This window comes from Pseudomonas fragi, assembly GCF_025426255.1.
GTDB classification, from domain to species: domain Bacteria; phylum Pseudomonadota; class Gammaproteobacteria; order Pseudomonadales; family Pseudomonadaceae; genus Aquipseudomonas; species Aquipseudomonas kulmbachensis.
In genome coordinates this window covers 1389208-1412354 of sequence record NZ_CP104861.1, presented here as the reverse complement: position 1 = coordinate 1412354, position 23147 = coordinate 1389208, and the positions used below count along the sequence as shown (strand labels likewise).

Sequence of the window (23147 nt, the reverse complement as noted above, 5' to 3'; positions counted from 1 at the left end):
CAGCCTTGGTGTTTCAGATACATAGAGTTCTCGGGTTTACGTCGACTGCGTCGCCGAACGCAGCCTCGTTCCTTCGCCAGCTGCTACGTAATCAGGTGTAACCGCTACCCAAGCAGCGCTTCAATATCCGTCTTGAGCGCCTCAGGCTTGGTGGTCGGGGCATAACGCTTGACGCTTTTGCCGTCGCCGCTGATCAGGAATTTGGTGAAATTCCACTTGACCCTCTGTGAACCCAACAGCCCCGGCGCGCGTTTCTTCAGCTGGACAAACAGCGGGTGCGCTTGGCTGCCATTGACGTCGATTTTTTTGAACAGTGGAAACGTCACGCCAAAGTTCAACTCGCAGAACTCGGAAATGGCCGCCTCGTCACCCGGTTCCTGCTGGCCGAACTGGTTACACGGAAAGCCCAGAATCACCAGCCCCTGATCCCTGTACTGCTGCCACAAGGCTTCAAGCCCCTTGTACTGCGGGGTAAAGCCACATTTGCTGGCCGTATTGACCACCAGCAACGCCTTGCCCGCGTAGTCCGCCAGGGTTTTCGGCTCGCCGCCAAGAGTGGTGCACGCAATATCGAGCAGGTTGTCGTTCATGACCGTGCCTCAAAAATTCAGTCGCGGGGAACCAGGTCCAGGCATACCGAGTTGATGCAGTAGCGCAGCCCGGTCGGTGGTGGGCCATCGGGAAACACATGGCCCAAATGCGCATCGCACTTGGCGCAGACCACTTCGGTACGCACCATGCCGTGGCTGACGTCACGGATTTCGACCATCGCACTGTCGCCAATCGGTTGATAAAAACTCGGCCAGCCGCAGCCGGAATCAAACTTTGCACTGGAGTCAAACAACGGCTCATTGCAGCAAATACAGTGATAAACGCCGTCAGTTTTAGTCGCGTTGTATTTACCCGAAAACGGCCGCTCGGTGCCTTTAAGACGGCACACGTTGTATTGCTCCGGATCGAGCATCGCCTTCCATTCGTCCAGGGTTTTGTTCAACTTTTCCATGGTTCTGCCTCTGCAACTGAAAAACCCCGACCAGTGGCTTTTCCAGGGGTCGGGTGGCACGTATGATTGCGCCTCGTTAAACGCCAGTCTGGCACCCGCCCTAGCTGCATTCAAACGGATTCTTGAAGCTAAGCGGTGTTTGCCACTGTGTGAAAACACAGAATTCCCCAGAGCCGTGGTTATCACATTGCCTGGATCGTTCATTTTCGGGATCACATCGCCATGCAGGTCAGCAAATCAAACAAGCTCGCCAACGTCTGTTATGACATTCGCGGCCCAGTGCTCAAGCACGCCAAGCGTCTGGAGGAGGAAGGCCAGCGCATCCTCAAGCTGAATATCGGCAACCCGGCACCCTTTGGTTTTGAAGCGCCGGACGAAATCCTTCAGGACGTGATCCGCAACCTGCCAACTTCCCAGGGCTACAGCGATTCCAAGGGTCTGTTCAGCGCACGCAAGGCGGTGATGCAGTACTACCAGCAAAAACAGGTAGAAGGTGTCGGCATTGAAGACATCTACCTGGGCAACGGCGTGTCCGAGCTGATCGTGATGTCGCTGCAAGCGTTGCTTAACAATGGCGACGAAGTGCTGGTGCCGGCCCCCGACTACCCGCTATGGACTGCCGCTGTAACGCTGGCCGGCGGTCATCCGGTGCACTACCTGTGCGACGAGCAGGCCAACTGGTGGCCTGACCTGGCCGATATAAAAGCCAGGATCACGCCCAACACCAAAGCCATGGTCATCATCAACCCGAACAACCCAACGGGCGCGGTGTATTCCAAGGAAGTATTGCTGGGCATGCTGGAGATTGCACGCCAGCACAATCTGGTCGTGTTCTCGGACGAGATCTACGACAAAATTCTTTACGACGACGCCGTACACATTTGTACCGCATCGCTGGCGCCGGACCTGCTGTGCCTGACCTTCAATGGCTTGTCCAAGTCTTACCGGATCGCAGGCTTCCGCTCGGGTTGGATCGCCATCTCCGGGCCAAAGCAAAACGCCCAAAGCTACATCGAAGGCATCGACATGCTGGCCAACATGCGCCTGTGTGCCAACGTACCCAGCCAGCACGCCATTCAGACTGCACTGGGCGGTTACCAGAGCATCAATGATCTGGTCCTGCCGAACGGCCGCTTGCTGGAGCAGCGCAACCGCACATGGGAGCTGCTCAACGACATCCCCGGCGTCAGCTGCGTGAAGCCAATGGGTGCGCTGTATGCGTTTCCGCGTATCGACCCGAAAGTGTGCCCGATCCTCAACGATGAAAAATTCGTGCTCGATCTCCTGCTCTCGGAAAAACTGCTGGTGGTTCAAGGCACGGCGTTCAACTGGCCGTGGCCCGACCACTTCCGCGTCGTTACCCTGCCCCGTGTCGACGAGCTGGAAATGGCCATCGGCCGGATCGGTAACTTCCTGAAGACTTACCGTCAGTAGTTTCTTTATATGCTGTGCGACCAATGAAAAGTCGCACAGCATGTGTCTACTGAAACATTTTTCACTTTTGCTCGCACACCTCCCTCCTCTACCGCCACACTCACCTCTAAACCGGGCAATCCCTTGTATTTACGGGGTTTAGATGAACCTTTCGGTTCGAAATAAAGTCGATCTGTATTAGGAAATAACCAGTAGGCGTCTAGAATCAGGCTGTAGGACACAGTTTGAAATAGTCACTCGGTTGAATAGCCTGAGGCAGCACCTTATATACCCGCATACGGCAACACCCCTAAGACGAGGAGATTCTTACAACCATGATGCGCATTCTGCTGTTTTTGGCCACTAACCTGGCGGTCGTGCTGATAGCCAGCATCACCCTGAGCCTGTTTGGCTTTGACGGGTTCATGGCGGCCAACGGGGTTGATCTGAACCTCAGTCAGCTGTTGGTGTTCTGTGCGGTCTTTGGTTTCGCAGGGTCTTTGTTCTCGCTATTCATCTCCAAATGGATGGCGAAGATGAGCACCAGCACCCAGGTGATCACTCAGCCTCGTACTCGTCATGAACAATGGTTGATGCAAACCGTTGAACAATTGTCCCGCGAAGCCGGGATCAAAATGCCTGAAGTGGGGATTTTCCCCGCATACGAAGCAAATGCCTTTGCCACTGGCTGGAATAAAAACGATGCATTGGTCGCCGTCAGCCAGGGTTTGCTGGAACGCTTTTCGCCCGATGAAGTGAAAGCGGTACTGGCTCACGAAATCGGCCACGTAGCCAACGGGGACATGGTCACCCTGGCACTGGTGCAGGGCGTGGTGAACACCTTCGTGATGTTCTTCGCCCGTATCATCGGCAACTTTGTCGACAAGGTGGTGTTCAAAAACGACGAAGGTCGCGGTATTGCCTACTACGTCGCAACCATCTTTGCCGAACTGGTTCTGGGCTTCCTGGCCAGCGCCATTGTGATGTGGTTCTCGCGCAAACGTGAGTTCCGGGCTGACGAAGCCGGTGCCCAGCTTGCAGGCACAGCGGCCATGATCAGCGCCCTGCAGCGCTTGCGCTCCGAGCAGGGCCTGCCGGTGCACATGCCGGACACCATGGCGGCTTTCGGCATCAACGGCGGCCTCAAGCAAGGCCTGGCGCGGATGTTCATGAGCCACCCGCCTCTGGAAGAACGTATCGATGCACTGCGTCGCCGCGGTTAACTCCACGGCAAACACAAAAAAGGGCGACTACGGTCGCCCTTTTTTGTGTCCGCATTGTGGGTCAGGCGGTTTTTTTCAGGCTATACACCCGCTCCACCAGACGCGTAACGCCGCCCTTGAGGAACTTCCACTCCTGATCCAGCACATCCGGCTGCTCGATGATGTCCAGTGCCCAGGCAGACGCCAGCAGGCTCTGCACCTCGGCGTCCGGCACCGAAAACGGCGGGCCTTTCATCTGTGACTGGTCGTAATCGAGAGTAATCAACAGTCCCTGGCAACCAGGTGCAAGGATTTGCGTCAGATGCCGAGCGTAGGCTGCACGCATCTCGGGCGGGAATGCGATCATCGCCGCCCGGTCGTACAGCCCCACACAGGAAGCGACATCGGTCGCGGTCAGGGCAAAGACATCACCGCACAAGATCGTCACCGGGCCCGCCTCGTACACCTTGAAGGCACCCTGCTGACGAATCTGTGGCTCGACCTGCTGTTCGCTGAAAAACTGCTCCACGGCCGTCTGTGTCAGCTCTATGCCCAACACTTCAAAGCCATTGGCCGCCAACCAACTCATATCCAGGCTTTTACCGCATAACGGCACCAGCACACGACCGCCCGGCGCCAGCTCAAGCTTGCCCCACAGACGCTGAAGGTAAGGATTGACCTGCTGCAGGTGAAAGCCGATCTGATTGCGGTCCCAGCGGTCGTGCCAAAATTCGGGCTGCATGATTCACCTTTAAATTCGATAGATAAGCACTAAAACTTATATTGGATTTAGATCAATGATCAGGATGAAGATGACACATCTTAACCTTGAGGACGTCTTTCATGCTTCCCAGCCTGTTTATCTCCCACGGTTCGCCAATGCTGGCACTGGAACCGGGCGCTAGTGGCCCGGCGCTCAAGCGCCTGGCAACCGAGCTGCCTCGTCCAAAAGCCATTGTGCTGGTTTCCGCGCACTGGGAAAGCACCGATCTGCGGGTCGCCAGCAACCCGGCCCCCGAGACCTGGCATGACTTTGGGGGCTTCCCGCCTGCGCTGTTTGCCGTGCAATACCCCGCCCCCGGCGAACCGGCGCTGGCGGCCCGGATTGTGCAACTGCTGGCAGACCACGGTTTACCGGCCCGACTGGACGCCAAACGGCCTTTCGACCACGGCGCCTGGGTGCCGTTGTCGCTAATGTACCCGGCAGCCGATATCCCTGTGGTACAGATTTCACTGCCAAGCCAGCTGGGCCCGATGGCCCAGACAGAGGTCGGGCGGGCACTGGCCGCATTGCGCAGCGAAGACATCCTGATCATCGGCTCGGGCAGCATCACCCACAACCTGCGCGAACTCGACTGGCATGCAGGCCCCGAGAGCATAGAACCTTGGGCCAAGGCCTTTCGTGACTGGATGATCGAAAAGCTCGCCGCTGATGATCAGACGGCGCTGCACGACTATCGAAAACAGGCGCCTTTTGCAGCCAAAAACCATCCCAGCGATGAACACCTGCTACCACTGTACTTCGCCCGCGGCGCAGGCGGCCCGTTCAGCATCGCGCACCAAGGCTGGACGTTGGGCGCGCTGGGGATGGATATCTATAAATTTGGTTAGTTTGGTGCAACGCAAAACCTACCGGACGAATCGATATTGCTATGCAAAACACTTGCGTAGCAGTTGCCGAAGGAACGAGGCTACGTCCGGCGGCGAAGCCGTCGAAAAATCTGACACCCCTACAGATCAGACAAATCCCGGACTCAGGATTTACGGTCGCTACGCAACCGAACGTAGCCTCGTTCCTTCGGCAACTGCTACGGGAGCCCCTCCTCAAAGGGCTGGTTTTTTCGTGGAATTGCAGACAAAAAAAATCCCCGAACCAGTCGGGGATTTTTTTAGCGATCAATCACAGCAAGCTGTAATTAATCTTCGCGGTAGCGACGCAGCTTCAGCTGCTTGCCAGCAACGCGGGTGTCTTTCAGTTTGGCCAGCAAACTTTCCAGACCTACTTCCGGCAGTTCTACCAGGCTGAAGCTGTCACGCACCTGGATGCGACCGATAGCTTCACGAGCCAGGCCACCCTCGTTGAGGATAGCGCCCAGCAGGTTCTTGGCAGCGATACCATCACGCGCACCCAGCGCGGTACGGCAACGAGCACGGCCTTCGGCCAATGGAACCGGAGCACGACGCTCACGATCGCCACGGTCCGGACGGTCGCCAGTACGCTCGGACGAACGCTCACGCGGTGCGCTGTTAGGCACCAGTGGACGGTCGCGTTCGATCGCAGCCAGAGTCAGAGCCTGACCATTGGTTGCTTTGCGCAGCAGAGCAGCGGCCAGAGCACGCGGGCTGCAACCGATATCGGCAATCAGGCGATCCAGCAGATCACCGTGAGTCGATTCAGCGTCACCTACCAGAGGTGTCAGGCTGTTGGTCAACTTCTTGATGCGAGCATCGAGAACAGCTTGGGCATCCGGCAGGCGGACTTCAGCAACTTTCTGACCGGTTACACGCTCGATCACTTGCAGCATGCGGCGCTCGCGAGGAGTTACCAGCAGCAGTGCGCGACCTTCGCGACCTGCACGGCCAGTACGGCCGATACGGTGAACGTAGGACTCTGGATCGTAAGGCATGTCAACGTTGAACACGTGAGTGATACGTGGAACATCAAGACCACGAGCAGCAACGTCGGTCGCCACAACGATGTCCAGACGGCCATCCTTGAGGGATTCGATTACGCGCTCACGCTGGTTCTGGGCAATGTCACCGTTCAGCGCAGCAGCTTTATAGCCTTTGGCTTCAAGGGCGCTGGCCAGATCCAGGGTCGCTTGCTTGGTGCGTACGAACATGATCAGGGCGTCGAAATCTTCAACTTCCAGCAGGCTCAATACAGCCGAGGTCTTCTGGTCAGCGTGAACCAACAGGTGAGCCTGTTCGATCGCGGTAACGGTCTGAGTCTTGGTCTGGATCTTCACGTGTTGCGGATCGCGCAGATGGCGTTCAGCAATGGCACGGATCGACTGCGGCAAGGTTGCCGAGAACAATACGGTCTGACGGGTTGGAGGCAGAGCCTTGAAGATAACTTCAAGATCGTCCATGAAACCCAGTTTCAACATTTCGTCAGCTTCGTCCAGAACCAGGTGGTTCACGGTCGACAGTACTTTTTCGTCACGACGCAGGTGGTCGCACAGACGGCCCGGAGTGGCGACAACGATCTGTGCGCCATTACGGATTGCTTTCAGTTGTGGACCCATAGGGGCGCCGCCGTAAACGGCCACAACGGTAACACCAGGCATTTGCTTGGCGTAGGTTTCGAAAGCGGTTGCTACTTGCAGCGCCAACTCACGGGTTGGCGCCAGGATCAGGGCTTGCGGCTCGCGCTTAGCAGGATCGATGCGGTGCAGGATCGGCAGTGCGAACGCGGCGGTTTTACCCGTACCGGTTTGCGCCTGACCAATCATGTCGTGACCGGCCATAATGATCGGGATCGATTGATGCTGAATAGCCGAAGGTTCTTCGTAGCCAGTCGCGATGACAGCTGCAAGAATGTTCGGATTAAGATTAAAAGCGGCGAAGCCGCCGGTTTCCTGGGTCATGGGTCTGCCTCTAAGTGCATCCGCAAAGACCCATGCTCCAAAGCTGCGCATGCCGTGTAAGACTCAAGAGTCGCCCTGGCTGCTTTGTCGGCGGGGATTTGCGAAAACGTTAAATGAATGGAGCGTTCAGGGGTTGTCCGCGAAACGGACGAGCAGCCGAAGCGTGCTTCGGGAAATGCGACACCTAAACGTGGCCCGGCTAAAGGCCGGCGCGCACTATACCGGATTTATCAAAAAAAAGAAGCGTTTTTTTGGGGCACAATCGTCTGTACCCCTCTATAGACCGGGCTTTAACGATATTTTCGTGCGCAAAAAAACGTTTAATGCCTGATGGCTCTGGGGCAGACGCTAAAACGTTTCATCCTTGGGCATCAGGTCGCAGGGCGAATCGCCTTGATCAGCGACTCCAGCGAATAGCCCAAACGCGGCGCCAGAGCCTGTGCCCGAGCGGTCAGCGCGTCGATATCCAGCGTCTGCTCAAGATCGGCCGGCACCATCAGAATGACATTACCCTCTTTAACTGGCAGCTCCCAATAATGGCGGTGATACAGGCCGCGCAGCAAGGCAGCGCCCAGCGGCTTGCCGTCATCGGTGGCCCATTGATTGATGATGAGCCAGCCGTTGGGGGAGAGCTTTTTCTGACAGCTTTCGAGGAATGTCCACGCCAGGTGACCAGTGGCGGGCCCCAAGTCGTTATAAAGGTCAACAAAGATCAGGTCCGCAGATTCGGCGCTGTCCAACAGTTCGAGCGCGTCGCCAATGCGGATATACAGCCGCGGATCATCGTCCAGGCCCAGATACTCAATGGCCAGGCGTGGCACATCCGGGCGCAGCTCAATGGCTTCGACGTCTTCAAGAGGCAAGAACTTGAGGCAAGCCTGTGTCAGGGTTCCGGCACCAAGGCCCAGGAACAACGCGCTCTCGGGAGCCTCATGGCACAGCGCACCGATCAACATGGCGCGGGTGTAGTCGTATTCCAGCCAGCTGGGATCAGCGGTGAATACGCAACTTTGCTCGATCGCATCGCCAAATTCGAGGAAACGGTAGTCAGCCACCTCCAGCACTCGAATCATGCCGAAGTCATCATGGACTTCAGCGAGCAGACGCTCTACGCGCTCCTCAGACATTTCCTCTCCTTGCCGCGCTCCGGTACTCCCCGCAACGCTGTAAAAAACAACCACTCGGTGTCGAGCGCAAAGGCGCGATTGTCGGCCATTGCAGCGCGACAGGTCACGCACTAATTGCTGCTAACATGGGCCACCCCCTACAAATACTAGAGTCTGCGATGAGCCCAATCTGGACCCCTGACAGCTGGCGCGCCCTGCCGATCCAGCAACAACCCCACTACCCTGACGCGGCCCACCTGCTGCGCGTCGAGCAAAGCCTGGCCAGTTACCCGCCACTGGTATTTGCCGGAGAAGCCCGCGAACTGCGCCGACAGTTTGCCGAAGTCACTCAAGGTCGGGCGTTTTTACTTCAGGGCGGCGATTGCGCCGAAAGCTTTGCGGAGTTTTCAGCGGCAAAAATTCGCGACACCTTCAAGGTCCTGCTGCAAATGGCCATTGTCATGACCTTCGCGGCAGGCTGCCCGGTGGTCAAGGTCGGCCGCATGGCCGGGCAATTCGCCAAGCCGCGCTCAGCCAATGACGAAACGATCAACGGCGTGACACTGCCGGCCTATCGCGGCGATATCGTCAACGGCATCGGCTTCGATGAAAAAAGCCGGGTACCCGACCCGGAGCGTTTGCTGCAGTCCTATCACCAGTCCACTGCCACGCTGAACCTACTGCGCGCCTTTGCCCAGGGCGGCTTTGCCGACCTGCATCAGGTACACAAGTGGAACCTGGACTTTATTGCCAACTCAGCCCTGGCTGAGAAATACAGCCAGCTGGCCAATCGCATCGACGAGACCCTGGCCTTTATGCGCGCCTGCGGCATGGACAGCTCGCCACAATTGCGCGAAACCAGCTTCTTCACTGCCCACGAAGCACTGCTGCTGAACTACGAAGAAGCCTTCGTGCGCCGCGACAGCTTGACCAACGATTACTACGATTGCTCGGCACACATGCTGTGGATCGGCGACCGCACGCGCCAACTCGACGGCGCCCACGTCGAGTTCCTGCGCGGGGTCAACAACCCGATCGGGGTCAAGGTTGGCCCGAGCATGAATAACGAGGACTTGATCCGTCTGATCGACATCCTCAACCCGGACAACGATCCGGGCCGCCTCAACCTGATCGTGCGCATGGGCGCCGACAAGGTGGGCGATCACTTGCCGCAATTGATCCGCGCCGTAGAGGGCGAAGGCAAGCAAGTGCTGTGGAGCTGCGACCCGATGCACGCTAATACCATCAAGGCCAGCAGCGGCTACAAGACCCGCGATTTCGCGCAGATCCTTGGCGAGGTGAAGCAGTTCTTCCAGGTCCACGAGGCTGAAGGCAGCTACGCAGGCGGGATTCACATCGAGATGACCGGGCAGAACGTCACCGAGTGCATCGGCGGCGCCAACCCGATTACCGAAGACGGCCTGTCGGACCGCTACCACACCCACTGCGACCCGCGCATGAACGCCGATCAGTCGCTGGAACTGGCGTTTTTGATTGCCGAGACGTTGAAACAGGTCAAACGCTGACCCCCTGCCAAATCCACAAACCCTGTAGGAGCTGGCAAGCCAGCTCCTACAGGCTATCAAGGCGAGCTTGCCTTACTTGTTAAACGGATCGTCCCAAGAAGCCCGATGGCTTTCTGCTTCGATCTCCGCCCTGCTCAACCCAAGATCTTTCAGTGCTGCATCGCTGATCCGCCTCAGGTACGCCCTTTCCCGCGACAGTTGATACCAGCGGGAAATACGGGCAATCCACCTCACTCCTGTTTGACCTTTCATCACTTGAGACCTCCTGGGGTATGGCTCAAGTCTCGACCCAGGCTTAAGATCAATCCAACGAATGTTTCTTATGCGATACATCTGCGAGATTGATCAATGGCCGAGTTCCCCAGTATCGACACCGACTTGCTGCGCACCTTTGCCGCGATCGCCGATCACGGTGGCTTTACCCGGGCCGCCGAAGTGGTCAATCGCACGCAGTCGGCGGTCAGCATGCAGATGAAACGGCTGGAAGAAGACGTGCTGCAATGTGCACTGTTCCAGCGCGAGGGGCGCAATGTCAGCCTGACCCCCGAGGGCCATGTGCTGCTCGGTTATGCGCGACGCATCCTCAAGCTGCACAGCGAAGTGTTCAACACTCTGCGCCAGCCGCATATGGTGGGCACGGTCAAAATCGGTTCGCCAGATGACTATGTGATGCGCTTTTTGCCCGGAGTGTTGTCGCGTTTTGCACAGGATTACCCACTGATCAACGTCGAAGTGCATTGCGAGCCGTCAGCCCTGCTGCTGCAACGCAACGATCTGGACCTGACCATCGTGACCCGCAAGCCCGGTAGCGAAATCGGCCAGATCCTGCGTCAGGAACGTTTTGTCTGGATGGTGGCCCAAGGCTTTGCGCCCCACGAACAAGCGATTTTGCCGCTGGCGATGTTCAATACCGACTGTTTTTGCCGGACCTGGGCCTGCAATGCGCTGGATGTTCAGCAGCGCGAATACCGGGTCGCGTATACCAGCGCCAGCCTCGCGGCGATTAACGCCGTGGTCAGTACCGGGCTGGCCGTGACCGCCCAGCTGGAAAGCCTGCTGACTCCCGACCTGCGGATTATTGGCGAGGCAGAGAACCTGCCGCAGCTACCCTCCGCCAGCATTGAACTGCTACGCAAACCCAACAGCGCGTCGTCGCCCATCATCGAGTGCTTTGCCGAGTACATCGTCGAAGGCTTCAAGCTTTGATCGCGAGCAACCCCGCACACACCAGCAAAAAGGCACAGTACCAGCCGCGCAACATGCGCTCGGGCATCGCATGAGCGAGCTTGACCCCCCAACTGATGCTCAACAGACCACCGATGGCCATTGGCACACCCATGACCCAGTTGACCTCGTCATGCACCGCGTACGTCAATAACGTGACGGCGGTGCTCGGCGCGGCCAAGGCCAGCGACAGGCCCTGAGCCACAATTTGCGAGGTGCCGAACACGCTCGTCAGCACTGGCGCAGCCACCACCGCCCCGCCGACACCAAACAGCCCGCCCGTGGTCCCCGCCAGAACGCCCAGCGCACCATACCAAGGCCAGCCGTAGCGTGAACCGGCCACCGGCTGTGCGGACGAGCTGTACAGCTTGATCAGGTTGTACAGGGTAATTGCCAGTAGAAAGCCGATAAAGCCCCAGCGAATACTGCGTGGATCCACACCCACCGCGAGCATTGCCCCGAGCCAGGCGAAACAGAAACTCATCAGCACCAGCGGCACGGCCTGACGCAGATCGATCTTGTTGCGTTGGTGATAGCGATACAGGGCGAGAAACACATTGGGCACCGACATGACCAGCGCAGTACCTTGCGCCAACTGCTGGTCCAGCCCGAACCACAACCCCAATACCGGGATCGCGATCAAGCCGCCGCCTATCCCGAACAACCCGCCCATCGCCCCCAGGGCAAGACCCAGGGCGGTATACATTGCAAAATCGATCAGCATTGCAGCCCCTCTTTGTGAGCGCCCATGCTAACCAGTCACTGACCCGGGGCAAAGCTCTAAACCGGGGCTTTTTCACGGGTAAAAAAAAGCCCGACCATAAGGCCGGGCTTTTTCAGCGTGCGGTTAACGCAAGGTTTAAACCTTGGCGCGGCCCTTGTAGGAACCACCGTCACGGGTATCGATTTCGATCCAGTCGCCGATTTCAACGAAATCTGCAACGCTCAGCTCGGTACCGTTTTTCAGTTTGGCAGGCTTCATCACCTTGCCCGAAGTGTCGCCGCGAGCGGAACCTTCGGTGTAGTCAACCTGACGCACGATAGTGGTCGGCAGCTCTACGGATACCAGACGGTCTTCGAAGAAGATCGCTTCGCAAACGTCGGTCATGCCTTCTTCAACGAATGGCAGAACAGCTTCGATGTCTTCAGCGTTCAGCTCGTACATGGTGTAGTCAGTGGTGTCCATGAACGTGTAGGTGTCGCCGCTGATGAAGGACAGGGTCGCTTCTTTGCGATCCAGGATCACGTCTTCCAGCTTGTCGTCAGCGCTGTATACGATTTCAGTCTTGTAGCCAGTCAGCAGGTTTTTCAGCTTGGTCTTCATGATTGCGCTGTTACGACCGGACTTGGTGAATTCAGCTTTCTGAACCAACCAAGGGTCGTTTTCGAGCTTGATGACTGTACCGGGTTTAAGCTCTTTACCAGTTTTCATTACGAATATCCGAATTTGGATTGAGATTTACAAAAATCTAGGCCGCGTATCATATCCAATTTCTATAAAACAGTACTAGCGCTTGCGCAAGATCGGCCTGCAATGACTGTTCCAGACACCAGCGCTCGGCATGCGCAGTGATCTCTGGCCAGTGTTCAAGCAGCAAATTCCAGCTTTGTGCCATATCGCCGCCGCTATTCCAGGCGTGCCACATGCCGGTAAATGCCTGGGCTGCGGCGGGTGAAAGGTCTTTGACATACAAAGCGAGGAACGCGTTGAGCTTGACCCAGTGCGCATCCTCTTCCTGCTCATAAATGTGCCAAAGCAGCGGGCGACCCGCCCATTGCGCCCGCACAAAAGAGTCTTCGCCGCGTACCGCGTTGAAATCACAGCTCCATAACAGGTGGTCGTAATCCTCCTGACGGACGAACGGCAAGGTCTGAACGGTCAAGGATCCACGCTGTTCGACAGACCCCAGGGCCAGTTGGTCGACGCCGAGCCAGCGCAGCAAATCACCCATGATCCGCCCCTGCGGCACCAGCAGATGGGTCGGCACGCTGCCAGCTGCCATCGCATCCAGCCAACTGGCCAACCCGGTGTTTTCATAGGCAAACAAGGACACCAGGCGCGCATTACTGGCCGGAAAAACACCCAGCCCCTGCAAAAATGCCTGCCTGACCTGCGGGTCCTGCTCAAAGGCGCGACGACGTTGCAACACATCGGCTTCGCGCAGCAGGCCGCCGGTCCCTGCGTCAAACCCTGGAAAGAAGAACATCCGCTTCAGTCCATCGGGCCGCATGGAAGGCAAGCCGTGACAACCGCTGACCCAGTCTTCGGCGCTCAAGTACTCGAGGTTGATCCACAATGCAGGCGTTGCACGGGCCTTCATCGCCTGCAAATAGCCTTCAGGCAGTTTGCAGGCGAAGGCCTCGACCACCACGTCAGCGACATCGGTCGGCTGCCACTGCTCTGGCCACTGGCACACCTCGACCCCCTGCTGCCATTGGCGCGCAGCATTGACATCCGCCTCGGGGCACAACGGCACGAACGCCCGCAGATCATCGACCCACAGCCGCACGCCCTGCTGATGTTCGGCCACCAATTGCCGGGCCAGGCGCCAGGTCACACCAATGTCGCCGTAGTTATCGACCACACTGCAAAAAACATCCCAGGAGGCTTTCATTCCGGGCTCCAACATTCAAAGGGCTGATTGTCCGCATAATTCAACGCGTACAGAAGGTTTAAGGCGGATTTATCTGTGCGGTACTCGTGCGACAATCGCCGCTCGTCTCAATTAAGCCACGACCCATGAACAAGACCGCTGTGCACCTGCTGATGCTGGAAAAACTCGAAATCGACCTCGATGTGCTCCAGCGCGCAGCGCAAACCGCCTACGAAGCTGCAACCCACGCGGAAAACATCGCCGAGAACAAGTACGACACTCTTGGGCTTGAAGCCTCGTATCTGGCAACAGGTCAGGCACGCCGGGTTGAAGAAATTCGTCAGGCGCTGAAAAACTGCCGGGCCATGCCGCTTGCTCCATACAACCCGGCGCAGGGTATTCAAATCGGGGCGCTGGTCCATCTGGAGGCCGAAAACGGCAGTGAGCAGTGGCTATTCCTGGCTCCGGATGCCGCCGGGCTCAAGCTCGACCACGACGGGCACACGGTCACCGTCATCACCCCACGTTCACCGCTGGGTGCAGCCTTGCTGGGCAAACAGCTGGATGACGAGGTGCAGATCAACGTTGGCGGGGCGGTGCAAATATCCAGCGTCTGCGAAATTCACTGACTGTAACCGCTGCCGCAGGCTGCGATAGGCAGCGCAGCCTGCGGTTTCGGTTTCGGTTTCGGTTTCGGTTTCAGCTTACTTGGCAGCCATCATGCGATTCACTTCGCTTCGCACCATGTTGGCGTATTCAGGCGGCGACATGGCGTCCAGCTCCGAGCGCACCCATTCAGCCCATTTGCCCTTGCGCTTGGCGCGCTCACCGAACAAACGCGCCGCATCCCCTTTGGCCTTGCCCAGGTTGCTCTGCCAAAGGTCATACAAACGGGACTTTTCATCTTCAAGCGCAGCACGCTCAGCGAGAGGCTTGTTGGCGAGGTTGAAGCTCATGAGAATTTCCTGCGGCGTAAATTAGGTGACATCTTACACCCTACAAAGAAGTGTCTCAGCCCGGTTTTTGACTACGCTGTCAGCTCAGAACACCATCCGACTCAAAACAGATGCAACTTTTTAGCATTGGGTTGACTCCATTAGTCATCACACTTTTAACCTGCAAGGAGTACCGCAATGGCTCGAAAAAATGCCGTACAAGCTGAAGATCAAATCAAGGATCAAGCGTTCAGCGAGCTGCAAGAATTGATTGCCGAATCTGAAAAACTGCTCAAGGACAGCGTGTCCCTGGTCGGCGAAGAGGGCGAGACACTGCGTGCACAAGTGAGCCTGAAGCTTAAGCAGGCGCTGGACTCAGTCACCAATGTGCGTGAACGCACCAAGCCGGTGGTCGATGCCACTGAAAACTATATTGGTGGCCATCCGTGGCAAACCGTGGCCATCTCGGCCGGTTTCGGCCTGGTAGTGGGCCTGCTGCTGGGCCGTCGCAACTAAGCCACTCGCGACCTTTATAAAGCAAAGCCCCTGGCGGTCATGGTCAGGGGCTTTGTCGTTTAAAAATTAAAACTCTCGACATATTCAGTGACATTAAGCGCAAGCATTCTGATACTTCGCGGCATTCCCCATGCCAACGAGACAGTCAATGTCCGCTTCTATAACTGCTACCAAACCCTTGAGTACAGCCCTGATTCTGCTGATGGCCACCGCCACCGGCCTGGCTGTCGCCAGCAACTATTACGCCCAACCCCTGCTGCACACCATCGCCCAGGAACTGGGCCTGAGTATGAGCAGCGCCGGTACGGTGGTCATCACTGCACAGCTGAGCTACGGCGCTGGCCTGTTGCTGCTGGTGCCGCTGGGCGATCTGTTCGAGCAACGCCGACTGATCGTCACCATGACCGTGCTCAGCGCCCTGGGCCTGCTCTTAAGCGCCTTTGCGCCGTCACTGACCTGGCTGTTGATCGGTACGGCGATAACCGGGCTTTTTTCAGTGTCGGCACAAGTGCTGGTGCCAATGGCCGCCAGCCTGACCGACCCGTTAAGTCGCGGCCGGGTGGTCGGCACTCTGATGAGCGGTCTGCTCCTGGGCATCCTGCTGGCCCGAACGGTGGCGGGCGCGCTGTCTTCGGCAGGCGACTGGCGAACCATTTATCTGGTGGCGGCGGCCTTGATGCTGGTCAGTGCCATCTCCCTGTTTTGCGCCCTGCCCAACCATCACCAGAGCGCGGGCCTGAGCTACCCGAAACTGCTGGGGTCGGTATTCAAACTGTTTGTCGAAGAACCGGTATTGCGCCTGCGGGCACTGCTGGGGCTGCTGACCTTCTCGCTATTTGCCCTGTTCTGGACACCGCTGGCCTTTCTGCTGGCTGTGCCGCCCTACAGCTACTCGGATGCCGTTATCGGGCTGTTCGGCCTGGCGGGCGCCGTTGGCGCAGTAGCCGCAAACTGGGCCGGGCGCATGGCCGATCGCGGCAAAGGCCAACTGGCCACTACCGTCGGTCTGCTGGCCCTGCTGGCGTGCTGGCTGCCCATGGCGTTTGCCGGCCATTCGTTGATCGCCTTGCTGATCGGCGTACTGGCGCTGGATTTTGCCGTGCAACTGGTCCACGTCAGCAACCAGAATGCGGTGTTCAAAGTGCGCCCAGCAGCCCGTAACCGCCTGAATGCCGGATATATCACCTGCTATTTCATTGGTGGCGCAATGGGTTCGCTGGTAGGCGCGCAGACCTATCCGGTGTATGGCTGGGACGGCATCGTGGTCGTCGGCGCAGTGGTCGCGACGCTGGCACTGGCGGTCTGGGGCTACAGCCTGCAACGCGAAAGCAAGCTGCAAGCCGTCGAATAAGCGCTCATATGGCGCTTTTCATCGTAATGCGAAATCGCTAGCATGCGAAAAACGCCCTGACGATCCGAGACGCCATATGATCCCTAAAGAATCCCGTAATGAACTGGCCCTGGATACTTTTATCAAGGCGCACCCTGAACTGATCGAAGAAATGAAAGAGCTGAGCGCAGAGGACCGCCAGCAGCAGATTTTGTGGGCTTTTGAAGATGAAGCCGAAAGTCGCGGCCTGGAGGCCTGGGAGCTGGCACTGGAACTGATCGCCCGTTCACCTGAGGAACTCAAGAGCATGCGCCTTGAAGTGCACCAGGAAGTTGCCGAAGCACTGGACATGAGCTGGGAAGAGTATTGCGGTTTCAACGAAATCGCCGTCTGAACCAACCTGCCCCACAAACAACGCCCGGTCGATCACTCGCCGGGCGTTTTTTTGTTCAAAGTTCAGGATTTGTGATGGGCATCCACCAGCTTTTTGGCCATCACCAGATGCATTTCAAGTTTGGGCAAATATTTTTCGGCCAGTGCCTGCAACTCGGGCGAGTCAGAGCTGCTGGCTTGCTGCTTGAACAGCTCAATGACCTCTTCATGGGTTTTCACCTGACTGGCCGCATAGGCCGCATCGAATGAATCCCCTTCTTGCACCTGCAGCATCAGCTTTTTGGCCTTGTCGAGGATCTGCTCGTCGCTGGCAACCTGCAGATCCTGCTTGCTGGCAATGTCCTTCAAATCCCGGTTGGCATTGGTGTAGTCCTTGATTACCTCCACGGCATAACTTTCTACGTCTGTTGAAGAGGTTTTACTGATCGCCATACGGCTGGTTTCTATCTGGGCAATCCCTGCTGCATGGGCCTCATCAACAAAGCCTGCCGGACTGGCTGCGACTGCTGTGGCCGCCACGATCAGGGAACAGACCAAGGCACAACCTGCCACGAAGCGTTTAGGGCCAATCAGGGTTTTCATAACATCCTCCAGAAAAAGGCAGGTTTATTCCCTGCACAGAATCTGAAGGCACGTAATGGCAAAGGTTTAGATGAAGTTATCTTTTCTGACGGGTGGTTGCTTCAGACAAGCTGCCGGGGGCCAGGAAAAATTGGACACTTACCAAGAGTCCCGTAACACATGGCCATGCAGTCATTTCAGCGAACCGTGAGCCATACTGTCCAGGAACACTTCCAGACACACAGGAGAAGCCTTATGGACATCTTCAGGGACATGCTCAACAACTGGGAATCCAGGTCTCAGGAATCCAGTGAGCGGGTTGAATACACCCTTGCGTTGCACAAGCATGATCTGGTCAAAATCAAGGCTTTCGCCCAGGCCTACGGGCTGGATGAGGCCACCATTACCCAAGGCCTGATCCATAGCGCGCTCCAACAAGCTGAACAGGCCATGCCATACGTGAAGGGTTCTGAGGTCATCAGGGTTGAAGAAGGCGAAGACATTTATGCAGACGCTGGCAGAACACCTGCATTCGTGGAAGCAGAGCAAGTTTTCTCCAGAACTCTGGCGGTGAAAAGCCAGTCATCCTGAATCAAGCCTCGCAAGAGACTTGCGAACGGTGCGTACAGGTTTTTATCACCGTTGAAACTGGCTCACCCGAATGAAGGCAGGCTGGCGATCAACGCACCGTCAACGGCAACCGATCCAGAGCACAGCCGTTGCCCTTGGAGGCTGGCGGCTCGACCATCCGCAGAGGCGCTCCGGTGTCCTCGTCAAAAATCTTCACCTGGCAAGAGTCATAGGTCTCGGGGTTTTCAATAATGCCGCCCTTGATCACATAGCGAGCCCCCGGGGCGAACTCACTGACGAATTCGATTCTGCAGGTACGGCCGGCGTTTGCCGCGCCATCCACCACTAAATGCAACGGCTTTGCCGCTTCGACAGAGATAGAGCCTGCTGGCCGGGAGGTTTTGTCGCGCACGGCGAACAATTGCCGGCCCGGCTTCACTGCCACTGTCCGGCCGTACTTGCAGCCCACAATCGGAGCCTCGGTCAGGGTCAGGTAGTTGCGATAATTGCTCAACGCGTCCATTTCACTGCGGATCTGCGCCTGGGGTGCGCCGGCTGGGGGCGTGTAGTGCTGGACCTGTGCGCAGCCTGCGGTCAGCAACAACAGCATGCCAAGTGGGAGCAGCTTCATAATCGTCTAAATCCATTTGAGTTCGAGTGGAAGCACTCAATGGGACGGCCGATGCATTCAGTCGTCCTTGATGATTGCCAGGGCCAGATAGTAACGCAGAGCACGCTACTGCGCTTCTTCAGCCAGACCGAGCCGCCTGAATCGCGAGCAAGCCCGCTCCCACAAGGTACTTGGAGCCCTCGGGCCAGCATCAATCCTGATAACCCGGCGCAATACGATCAAGCATTCGCAGTAACGCAGCCCAAGCCAGTTGCATGGCGTCCGGGTCGTCCAACACGCCCTCCTCCAGCGGCCTGCCGGGGTCGTTGAACTGGCGCTCGGTGTATTCGCAAATATCGGCGGCGGGTAAAACCAACTCACCGGCAGCCATCGCGGCCAACTGGATTTCGCAGGCTTTATCCAGGTAATACATGCGCAAAAAGGCCTGACTCACAGTTTCACCAACGGTCAGCAAACCGTGATTACGCAGGATCAGCACAGGCTTGTCGCCGATGTCCTGCACCAGCCGCTGCTGCTCGCTCAGGTCCAACGCCACACCTTCATAGTCGTGATACGCGACACGGCCATAGAACTCCATCGAAATCTGGTTGACCGGTAGCAGGCCACACTGCAATGCCGCCACGGCACACCCGGACCTGGTATGGGTATGCAGCACGCAATGGGCGTCTTCACGGGCGCCGTGTATGGCGCTGTGGATCACAAAACCTGCCGGGTTGACCGGGTACGGCGACGGTTCCACGGCATGGCCTTGCAGGTCTATCTTGACCAGGTTGGATGCCGTAATTTCCTCGAACATCAGCCCGTACGGGTTGATCAGAAAGTGATGTTCAGGCCCCGGCAATCGCACCGAGATGTGGGTAAAGATCAGATCGGTCATGCGAAAGTGCGCGATCAGTCGATAACACGCCGCCAGTTGCTCACGTAAATGCTGTTCTACCGGGTTCATGTCCGCTCATCCTCTGTGATTTTGCATGCCTGCAACCCACGCTCCAAAGCATCCCAGCCATCGAAGCCACGACGAGCAATAAACACCAACCGGCTTACGTTGACCATTGCTTCATCGGTGGCGGGCAAAAACTGACTGCGGCTGCCAACATGCTGCAACCAGTGCGCCGAGCTGCTCTGGGCCAATACCACCAGGCCCTTGACCCGGAAAACATCACTGGGCAACACCTGCAACCAGCCGCGCAAGCGCTCGATATTGAGGGTAGCGGTCTGCTGCCATGTCCAGCTGCTGAACATTTCACTGTGATCGTCGCTGGACACTGGAGTTAGCGGTTTGGCCCCTCGCGGTTCAGGCTCCGAATCCAGCCAGAGCGCATCAGGCTGCGCGAAACTACAACGTGAGGTACCGGGATATAAGAGAGTGACTAACCAGTCATTATTAATGTTTGGCTTGCTTACACCGAAAACAATTATTCATCAAAATAAAAAACACCCAATACAAGTATCCATCCTAAGTTGCTACCCCCCTACCGATGCTTTGCTAAAAATAAAACCTTATTAAGCTCAACATATAAGCTGCTTTGTCAGACAATACGACATTTTATATATCCACTCGTCAGATCAAACTCCCGAAAACATTTAAAACTTGCCCTAAATTTTATCTGTGCTTTGCTAGTGAAGCCAACCTGCCCCATCGTCTTCAAAGGATGAAGTGATGAATAACACACATACAATATCGACCAGTCCTCAATCAAAAACAGAGCAAGAGTCAATCAACGACATCACGCAAAAAATCACACAACACAGTAACGAACTGCGCAAACGGTACAGCCTGCTAGGTTATCAGAACGTCATAGGTGCCAGTGTGATGACACTGTCCGTGACGGGGATGGTGATCATGGGCGCGCTGTATATAAAAGGCATAATACCCGGCTGGCTGTGCATTCTGGTCAATGCCTTACTGACCTCGCTCATACACGAACTTGAACATGACTTGATCCACCGCCTGTATTTCAGAAAGCAACCCTTAGCACACAACCTGATGATGCTGCTTTGCTGGATAACTCGCCCAGGAATGCCCAGCCCTTGGTTAAGGCGTGAGCTGCACTTTCACCACCACAAAGAGTCGGGCACAGATACCGATGTTGAAGCATGGATTACTACCAGCGGCAGCACATGGGGTGCAAAGAGGTTTTTAAAACTTATTGACGGCTTTGTATTTGGTATTGTGAATGCCTTGTTCGCACCTACCTGGCGAGAAAAGATCAGATTGACAGTCAAGGTACTTCGCTTGAATGCGCCTATGGGGCTCCTGTACTGGGGCTGCTGGTATATATTCCTGGGGTATCACCTGTACATATGGGCAAGCTCCCTTATGGGCATTGCCTATCAGCCATCCCCAACCACTTCAATGCTGATGAACGTGATCAATAGCGCGGTGGTTATCATCGTAGCGCCAAATATCATACGTCAGTTCTGCCTGTTCTTTATTAGCTCCAATATTCATTATTATGGCGACGTGACACCACGCAATCCCTTGCAGCAAACCCAAGTCATGAACCATTGGTGGTTGTGGCCATTCCAGTTGTTTTGCTTCAATTTTGGCAGCACACACTGCATTCATCATTTCGTGGTAAGAGACCCGTTCTACCTTCGTCAAATGACAGCGCCCTTTGCCCATAAGGTACTCGCTGAGCACGGTGTGCGCTTTAATGACTTTGGCACCTATAAACGCGCTAACCGCTACAACTTTACTCAGCCGGAGTCTTGAATAAAAAACCTTCTCACTGTCTGTTTACTCAGTCATCGAGTATCACCACCGAAAACACCAAACACGGACCGTTATCACTCGTCAACTTTCAGACGACTGCCTTAACTGACGAGTTAAACAATAGCGCAACTTCAATCGCAGGGAGTCTTACGCATGGAAGCCAAGGGAATATGTACACCGGAGTTTGAAGGCGTCAAACAGGCTTTTGAATCCATCTTTAATGATCCGCAGGAACGAGGGGGAGGACTTTGCGTCAAGATCGGTGATGAGACCGTTATAGATGTATGGGCAGGCTCGTCGGATCTAGAAGGTAAAAAAGCCTGGAACAAAGATACATTGGTCAATACATTTTGCACGGTCAAACCGTTCGCTGCGGTGGCTGCATTGATGCTGGTTGAGAAAGGGAAATTAGAACTGGACATCCCGGTGGCTCATTATTGGCCTGAGTTCGCACAAGGCGGTAAAGGTGAAGTGACCCTGCGGCATGTGATGAGCCATACCTCCGGGATTCCCGCTTTGAGATTCCCGGACCACAATCCCAAGATGTATGACTGGGAACATATGGTTCAAGTACTGGCTGCTGAACCGTTATGGTGGCAGCCCGGGACCGAACTTGGCTATGGAACTACAACCTATGGCTGGATCCTCGGGGAGTTGATTCAGCGAACTGACGGGCGCACCCCTTGCACCTTTATCCGAGAGGAAATAACCCAGCCCCATGGACTGGAAGTTCATCTTGGCGTGGAAGAGAACAATTTTTACCGCATCGCCCACTTTAACGCCGCCAAAGGCCGAACAGGCGATCCTTACTCCAGGAACTTACGAGCAGTGGTTGCTGCTGATTCAGAAGATATCTCGACGCTTGCATTTACCAATCCAGGCATGACGCCCAAGCGATCATCTGATCCCAGGTGGTGGGCCTTTCAGCAGCCCGGCGCAAGCTCACACAGCACGGCAGGTGGACTGGCCGGTTTTTACAGCGCATTGCTGGCCGGGCGCTTGATCGGCAAAGAGATGCTGAATGAGTTCACCAAGGAGCACAGCAACGGCATAGACCGTATCTGGAAGCGGCCAATGCGTTATGGCTTGGGTTGCATGATGGAACAGAAGGCCGATCCGGATGCTACGCACTGCATGGGGCCCAACACCTTTGGTCATATAGGCCTTGGCGGTCCAATTGCCTTCGCCGACGCTGAACGAGACATCAGCTTCAGCTTTGTGACAACCACATCGGGTGGTCACACGATGATTGATCCACGTGCCCAGAACCTGGCAGCTCTGGCTTACGCCGCGTTCTAGGCGTTCACGGATTGAAGCCTCCACAGCCTGATAGAAATAACGCGCCTGCTTGCCCCAGGCGCGTGCTGCTTAGTGCATCGCCACACCATCCAGCGACTTGTCGACATACGCCTTGGCCAGCTCCACCATATGCGCTACCGACAACACCAGATCGCGCTGCATACCGCTCAAGCCATTCCCCGCCTCACTCGCCGAAGCACCCGCGCAGCGCAACAAGTCTGACGCTTGGGCCAAAGCCGCTTCTAAATTGACACTGTTCGGGATGGCAAACATCGCCGCGCCCATGGGGCGAGCAGGCATATGGCTTTGCAGGTAGAAATCGAGCGCACGATCAGCGGCGGCACGGTCCAGCGACTGTGTATCGCACTGAGCAGCATCTTGCAGGGTAAAAGAAGGTGGATCGGGGGTGATCTTTTTCATGGGTCAACTCCAGATGCGTCCAAAGGAGCTGCCACTTGTCGCGACTAAACGAAGGGGTGGCAGCCGTACGCAGGTTAGTCGACCGGTGCATCTGGAAACCGGCGCGCCCAAAGGCGCC

27 protein-coding genes are annotated in these 23147 nt (G+C 56.4%); 12 read left to right on the top strand and 15 right to left on the bottom strand.

The annotated features are described in order from the left end of the window. Window positions 1-104: 104 nt before the first annotated feature. Together N7D90_RS06655 and msrB are read right to left on the bottom strand one after the other, a co-directional pair. Complete coding sequence (locus tag N7D90_RS06655) at window positions 105-590, bottom strand: glutathione peroxidase (protein ID WP_261741418.1); 486 nt, start codon at window positions 588-590, stop codon at window positions 105-107. Window positions 591-607: 17 nt separating this feature from the next. Continuing rightward, window positions 608-1003 (bottom strand): peptide-methionine (R)-S-oxide reductase MsrB, encoded by a 396-nt coding sequence (gene msrB / locus N7D90_RS06650; protein WP_261741417.1) that lies wholly within the window; start codon window positions 1001-1003, stop codon window positions 608-610. A 222-nt stretch (window positions 1004-1225) separates the two neighbouring features. On the opposite strand from msrB, the gene N7D90_RS06645 reads away from it, so the two are divergent. Further along, window positions 1226-2437, top strand: coding sequence for a pyridoxal phosphate-dependent aminotransferase (locus N7D90_RS06645; protein WP_261741416.1), 1212 nt, complete (start codon window positions 1226-1228; stop codon window positions 2435-2437). 314 nt (window positions 2438-2751) lie between these two features. Further along, the gene (gene htpX, locus N7D90_RS06640) at window positions 2752-3639 is read left to right on the top strand and encodes a protease HtpX (protein ID WP_003446575.1); all 888 of its coding nucleotides are present in this window, start codon (window positions 2752-2754) and stop codon (window positions 3637-3639) included. A 61-nt stretch (window positions 3640-3700) separates the two neighbouring features. Here htpX and N7D90_RS06635 read toward each other — a convergent pair whose 3' ends face one another. Beyond that, window positions 3701-4360, bottom strand: a complete 660-nt coding sequence (locus N7D90_RS06635) for a thiopurine S-methyltransferase (protein WP_261741415.1) — start codon at window positions 4358-4360, stop codon at window positions 3701-3703. 101 nt (window positions 4361-4461) lie between these two features. Here N7D90_RS06635 and N7D90_RS06630 point away from each other — a divergent pair, with 101 nt between their 5' ends. Then, window positions 4462-5229 carry a DODA-type extradiol aromatic ring-opening family dioxygenase gene (locus N7D90_RS06630; protein WP_261741414.1) on the top strand — a complete coding sequence of 256 codons (768 nt, stop codon included), beginning with the start codon at window positions 4462-4464 and terminating at the stop codon, window positions 5227-5229. A gap of 305 nt (window positions 5230-5534) precedes the next feature. Here the strand turns inward: N7D90_RS06630 and N7D90_RS06625 are convergent, their stop codons facing one another. Further along, window positions 5535-7208, bottom strand: a complete 1674-nt coding sequence (locus N7D90_RS06625; protein ID WP_261741413.1) for a DEAD/DEAH box helicase — start codon at window positions 7206-7208, stop codon at window positions 5535-5537. A 371-nt stretch (window positions 7209-7579) separates the two neighbouring features. Beyond that, window positions 7580-8335 carry a spermidine synthase gene (locus N7D90_RS06620; RefSeq protein WP_261741412.1) on the bottom strand — a complete coding sequence of 252 codons (756 nt, stop codon included), beginning with the start codon at window positions 8333-8335 and terminating at the stop codon, window positions 7580-7582. Window positions 8336-8493: 158 nt separating this feature from the next. Here N7D90_RS06620 and N7D90_RS06615 point away from each other — a divergent pair, with 158 nt between their 5' ends. Then, on the top strand, window positions 8494-9840 hold the full coding sequence (locus N7D90_RS06615) for a class II 3-deoxy-7-phosphoheptulonate synthase (protein WP_261741411.1): 1347 nt from the start codon (window positions 8494-8496) through the stop codon (window positions 9838-9840). Between the two features lie 72 nt (window positions 9841-9912). On the opposite strand, the gene N7D90_RS06610 is transcribed toward N7D90_RS06615, so the two are convergent. Further along, window positions 9913-10092 (bottom strand): DUF1127 domain-containing protein, encoded by a 180-nt coding sequence (locus tag N7D90_RS06610; RefSeq protein ID WP_261742391.1) that lies wholly within the window; start codon window positions 10090-10092, stop codon window positions 9913-9915. A gap of 96 nt (window positions 10093-10188) precedes the next feature. Here N7D90_RS06610 and N7D90_RS06605 point away from each other — a divergent pair, with 96 nt between their 5' ends. Then, window positions 10189-11046: a LysR family transcriptional regulator gene (locus N7D90_RS06605; protein ID WP_261741410.1), complete on the top strand. Its 858-nt coding sequence runs from the start codon at window positions 10189-10191 to the stop codon at window positions 11044-11046. On the opposite strand, the gene N7D90_RS06600 is transcribed toward N7D90_RS06605, so the two are convergent. The 3 genes from N7D90_RS06600 to earP all read right to left on the bottom strand — a co-directional run bounded on the left by N7D90_RS06600 (window position 11036) and on the right by earP (window position 13679). Further along, window positions 11036-11788, bottom strand: coding sequence for a sulfite exporter TauE/SafE family protein (locus tag N7D90_RS06600; RefSeq protein WP_261741409.1), 753 nt, complete (start codon window positions 11786-11788; stop codon window positions 11036-11038). The two genes, N7D90_RS06605 and N7D90_RS06600, sit on opposite strands and share 11 nt — an antisense overlap. A 135-nt stretch (window positions 11789-11923) precedes the next feature. Further along, on the bottom strand, window positions 11924-12496 hold the full coding sequence (locus N7D90_RS06595; protein WP_016780001.1) for an elongation factor P: 573 nt from the start codon (window positions 12494-12496) through the stop codon (window positions 11924-11926). Window positions 12497-12545: 49 nt separating this feature from the next. After that, window positions 12546-13679, bottom strand: coding sequence for an elongation factor P maturation arginine rhamnosyltransferase EarP (earP, locus tag N7D90_RS06590; protein WP_261741408.1), 1134 nt, complete (start codon window positions 13677-13679; stop codon window positions 12546-12548). 125 nt (window positions 13680-13804) lie between these two features. Between earP and N7D90_RS06585 the strand changes: the two genes are divergently transcribed. After that, window positions 13805-14287 (top strand): GreA/GreB family elongation factor, encoded by a 483-nt coding sequence (locus N7D90_RS06585; protein ID WP_261741407.1) that lies wholly within the window; start codon window positions 13805-13807, stop codon window positions 14285-14287. A gap of 75 nt (window positions 14288-14362) precedes the next feature. Here N7D90_RS06585 and N7D90_RS06580 read toward each other — a convergent pair whose 3' ends face one another. Next, the gene (locus N7D90_RS06580) at window positions 14363-14614 is read right to left on the bottom strand and encodes a hypothetical protein (RefSeq protein ID WP_133077876.1); all 252 of its coding nucleotides are present in this window, start codon (window positions 14612-14614) and stop codon (window positions 14363-14365) included. 177 nt (window positions 14615-14791) lie between these two features. Here N7D90_RS06580 and N7D90_RS06575 point away from each other — a divergent pair, with 177 nt between their 5' ends. The 3 genes from N7D90_RS06575 to N7D90_RS06565 all read left to right on the top strand — a co-directional run bounded on the left by N7D90_RS06575 (window position 14792) and on the right by N7D90_RS06565 (window position 16833). Further along, window positions 14792-15109 carry a YqjD family protein gene (locus N7D90_RS06575; protein WP_261741406.1) on the top strand — a complete coding sequence of 106 codons (318 nt, stop codon included), beginning with the start codon at window positions 14792-14794 and terminating at the stop codon, window positions 15107-15109. Between the two features lie 148 nt (window positions 15110-15257). Next, a complete protein-coding gene (locus N7D90_RS06570) occupies window positions 15258-16460 on the top strand; it encodes an MFS transporter (protein WP_261741405.1) in 1203 nt (400 codons plus the stop codon). 76 nt (window positions 16461-16536) lie between these two features. Then, window positions 16537-16833, top strand: a complete 297-nt coding sequence (locus tag N7D90_RS06565) for a DUF6388 family protein (RefSeq protein WP_016779995.1) — start codon at window positions 16537-16539, stop codon at window positions 16831-16833. Between the two features lie 62 nt (window positions 16834-16895). Here N7D90_RS06565 and N7D90_RS06560 read toward each other — a convergent pair whose 3' ends face one another. Beyond that, window positions 16896-17414 (bottom strand): DUF4142 domain-containing protein, encoded by a 519-nt coding sequence (locus tag N7D90_RS06560; protein ID WP_261741404.1) that lies wholly within the window; start codon window positions 17412-17414, stop codon window positions 16896-16898. 234 nt (window positions 17415-17648) lie between these two features. Between N7D90_RS06560 and N7D90_RS06555 the strand changes: the two genes are divergently transcribed. After that, on the top strand, window positions 17649-17984 hold the full coding sequence (locus tag N7D90_RS06555; RefSeq protein WP_261741403.1) for a hypothetical protein: 336 nt from the start codon (window positions 17649-17651) through the stop codon (window positions 17982-17984). Window positions 17985-18072: 88 nt separating this feature from the next. Here the strand turns inward: N7D90_RS06555 and N7D90_RS06550 are convergent, their stop codons facing one another. The 3 genes from N7D90_RS06550 to N7D90_RS06540 form a co-directional block, all read right to left on the bottom strand. Next, window positions 18073-18594 (bottom strand): hypothetical protein, encoded by a 522-nt coding sequence (locus N7D90_RS06550; RefSeq protein ID WP_261741402.1) that lies wholly within the window; start codon window positions 18592-18594, stop codon window positions 18073-18075. Between the two features lie 190 nt (window positions 18595-18784). Beyond that, on the bottom strand, window positions 18785-19540 hold the full coding sequence (locus N7D90_RS06545) for a class II aldolase/adducin family protein (RefSeq protein ID WP_261741401.1): 756 nt from the start codon (window positions 19538-19540) through the stop codon (window positions 18785-18787). After that, window positions 19537-19836, bottom strand: coding sequence for a GTP-binding protein (locus tag N7D90_RS06540; RefSeq protein ID WP_261741400.1), 300 nt, complete (start codon window positions 19834-19836; stop codon window positions 19537-19539). The genes N7D90_RS06545 and N7D90_RS06540 overlap by 4 nt, the downstream gene beginning before the upstream one ends. Before the next feature lie 418 nt (window positions 19837-20254). On the opposite strand from N7D90_RS06540, the gene N7D90_RS06535 reads away from it, so the two are divergent. Next, window positions 20255-21310, top strand: a complete 1056-nt coding sequence (locus N7D90_RS06535; RefSeq protein WP_261741399.1) for a fatty acid desaturase — start codon at window positions 20255-20257, stop codon at window positions 21308-21310. Window positions 21311-21463: 153 nt separating this feature from the next. After that, on the top strand, window positions 21464-22609 hold the full coding sequence (locus N7D90_RS06530; protein ID WP_261741398.1) for a serine hydrolase domain-containing protein: 1146 nt from the start codon (window positions 21464-21466) through the stop codon (window positions 22607-22609). 69 nt (window positions 22610-22678) lie between these two features. Here N7D90_RS06530 and N7D90_RS06525 read toward each other — a convergent pair whose 3' ends face one another. Next, the gene (locus tag N7D90_RS06525) at window positions 22679-23029 is read right to left on the bottom strand and encodes a DUF6124 family protein (RefSeq protein WP_261741397.1); all 351 of its coding nucleotides are present in this window, start codon (window positions 23027-23029) and stop codon (window positions 22679-22681) included. Window positions 23030-23147 lie beyond the last annotated feature (118 nt).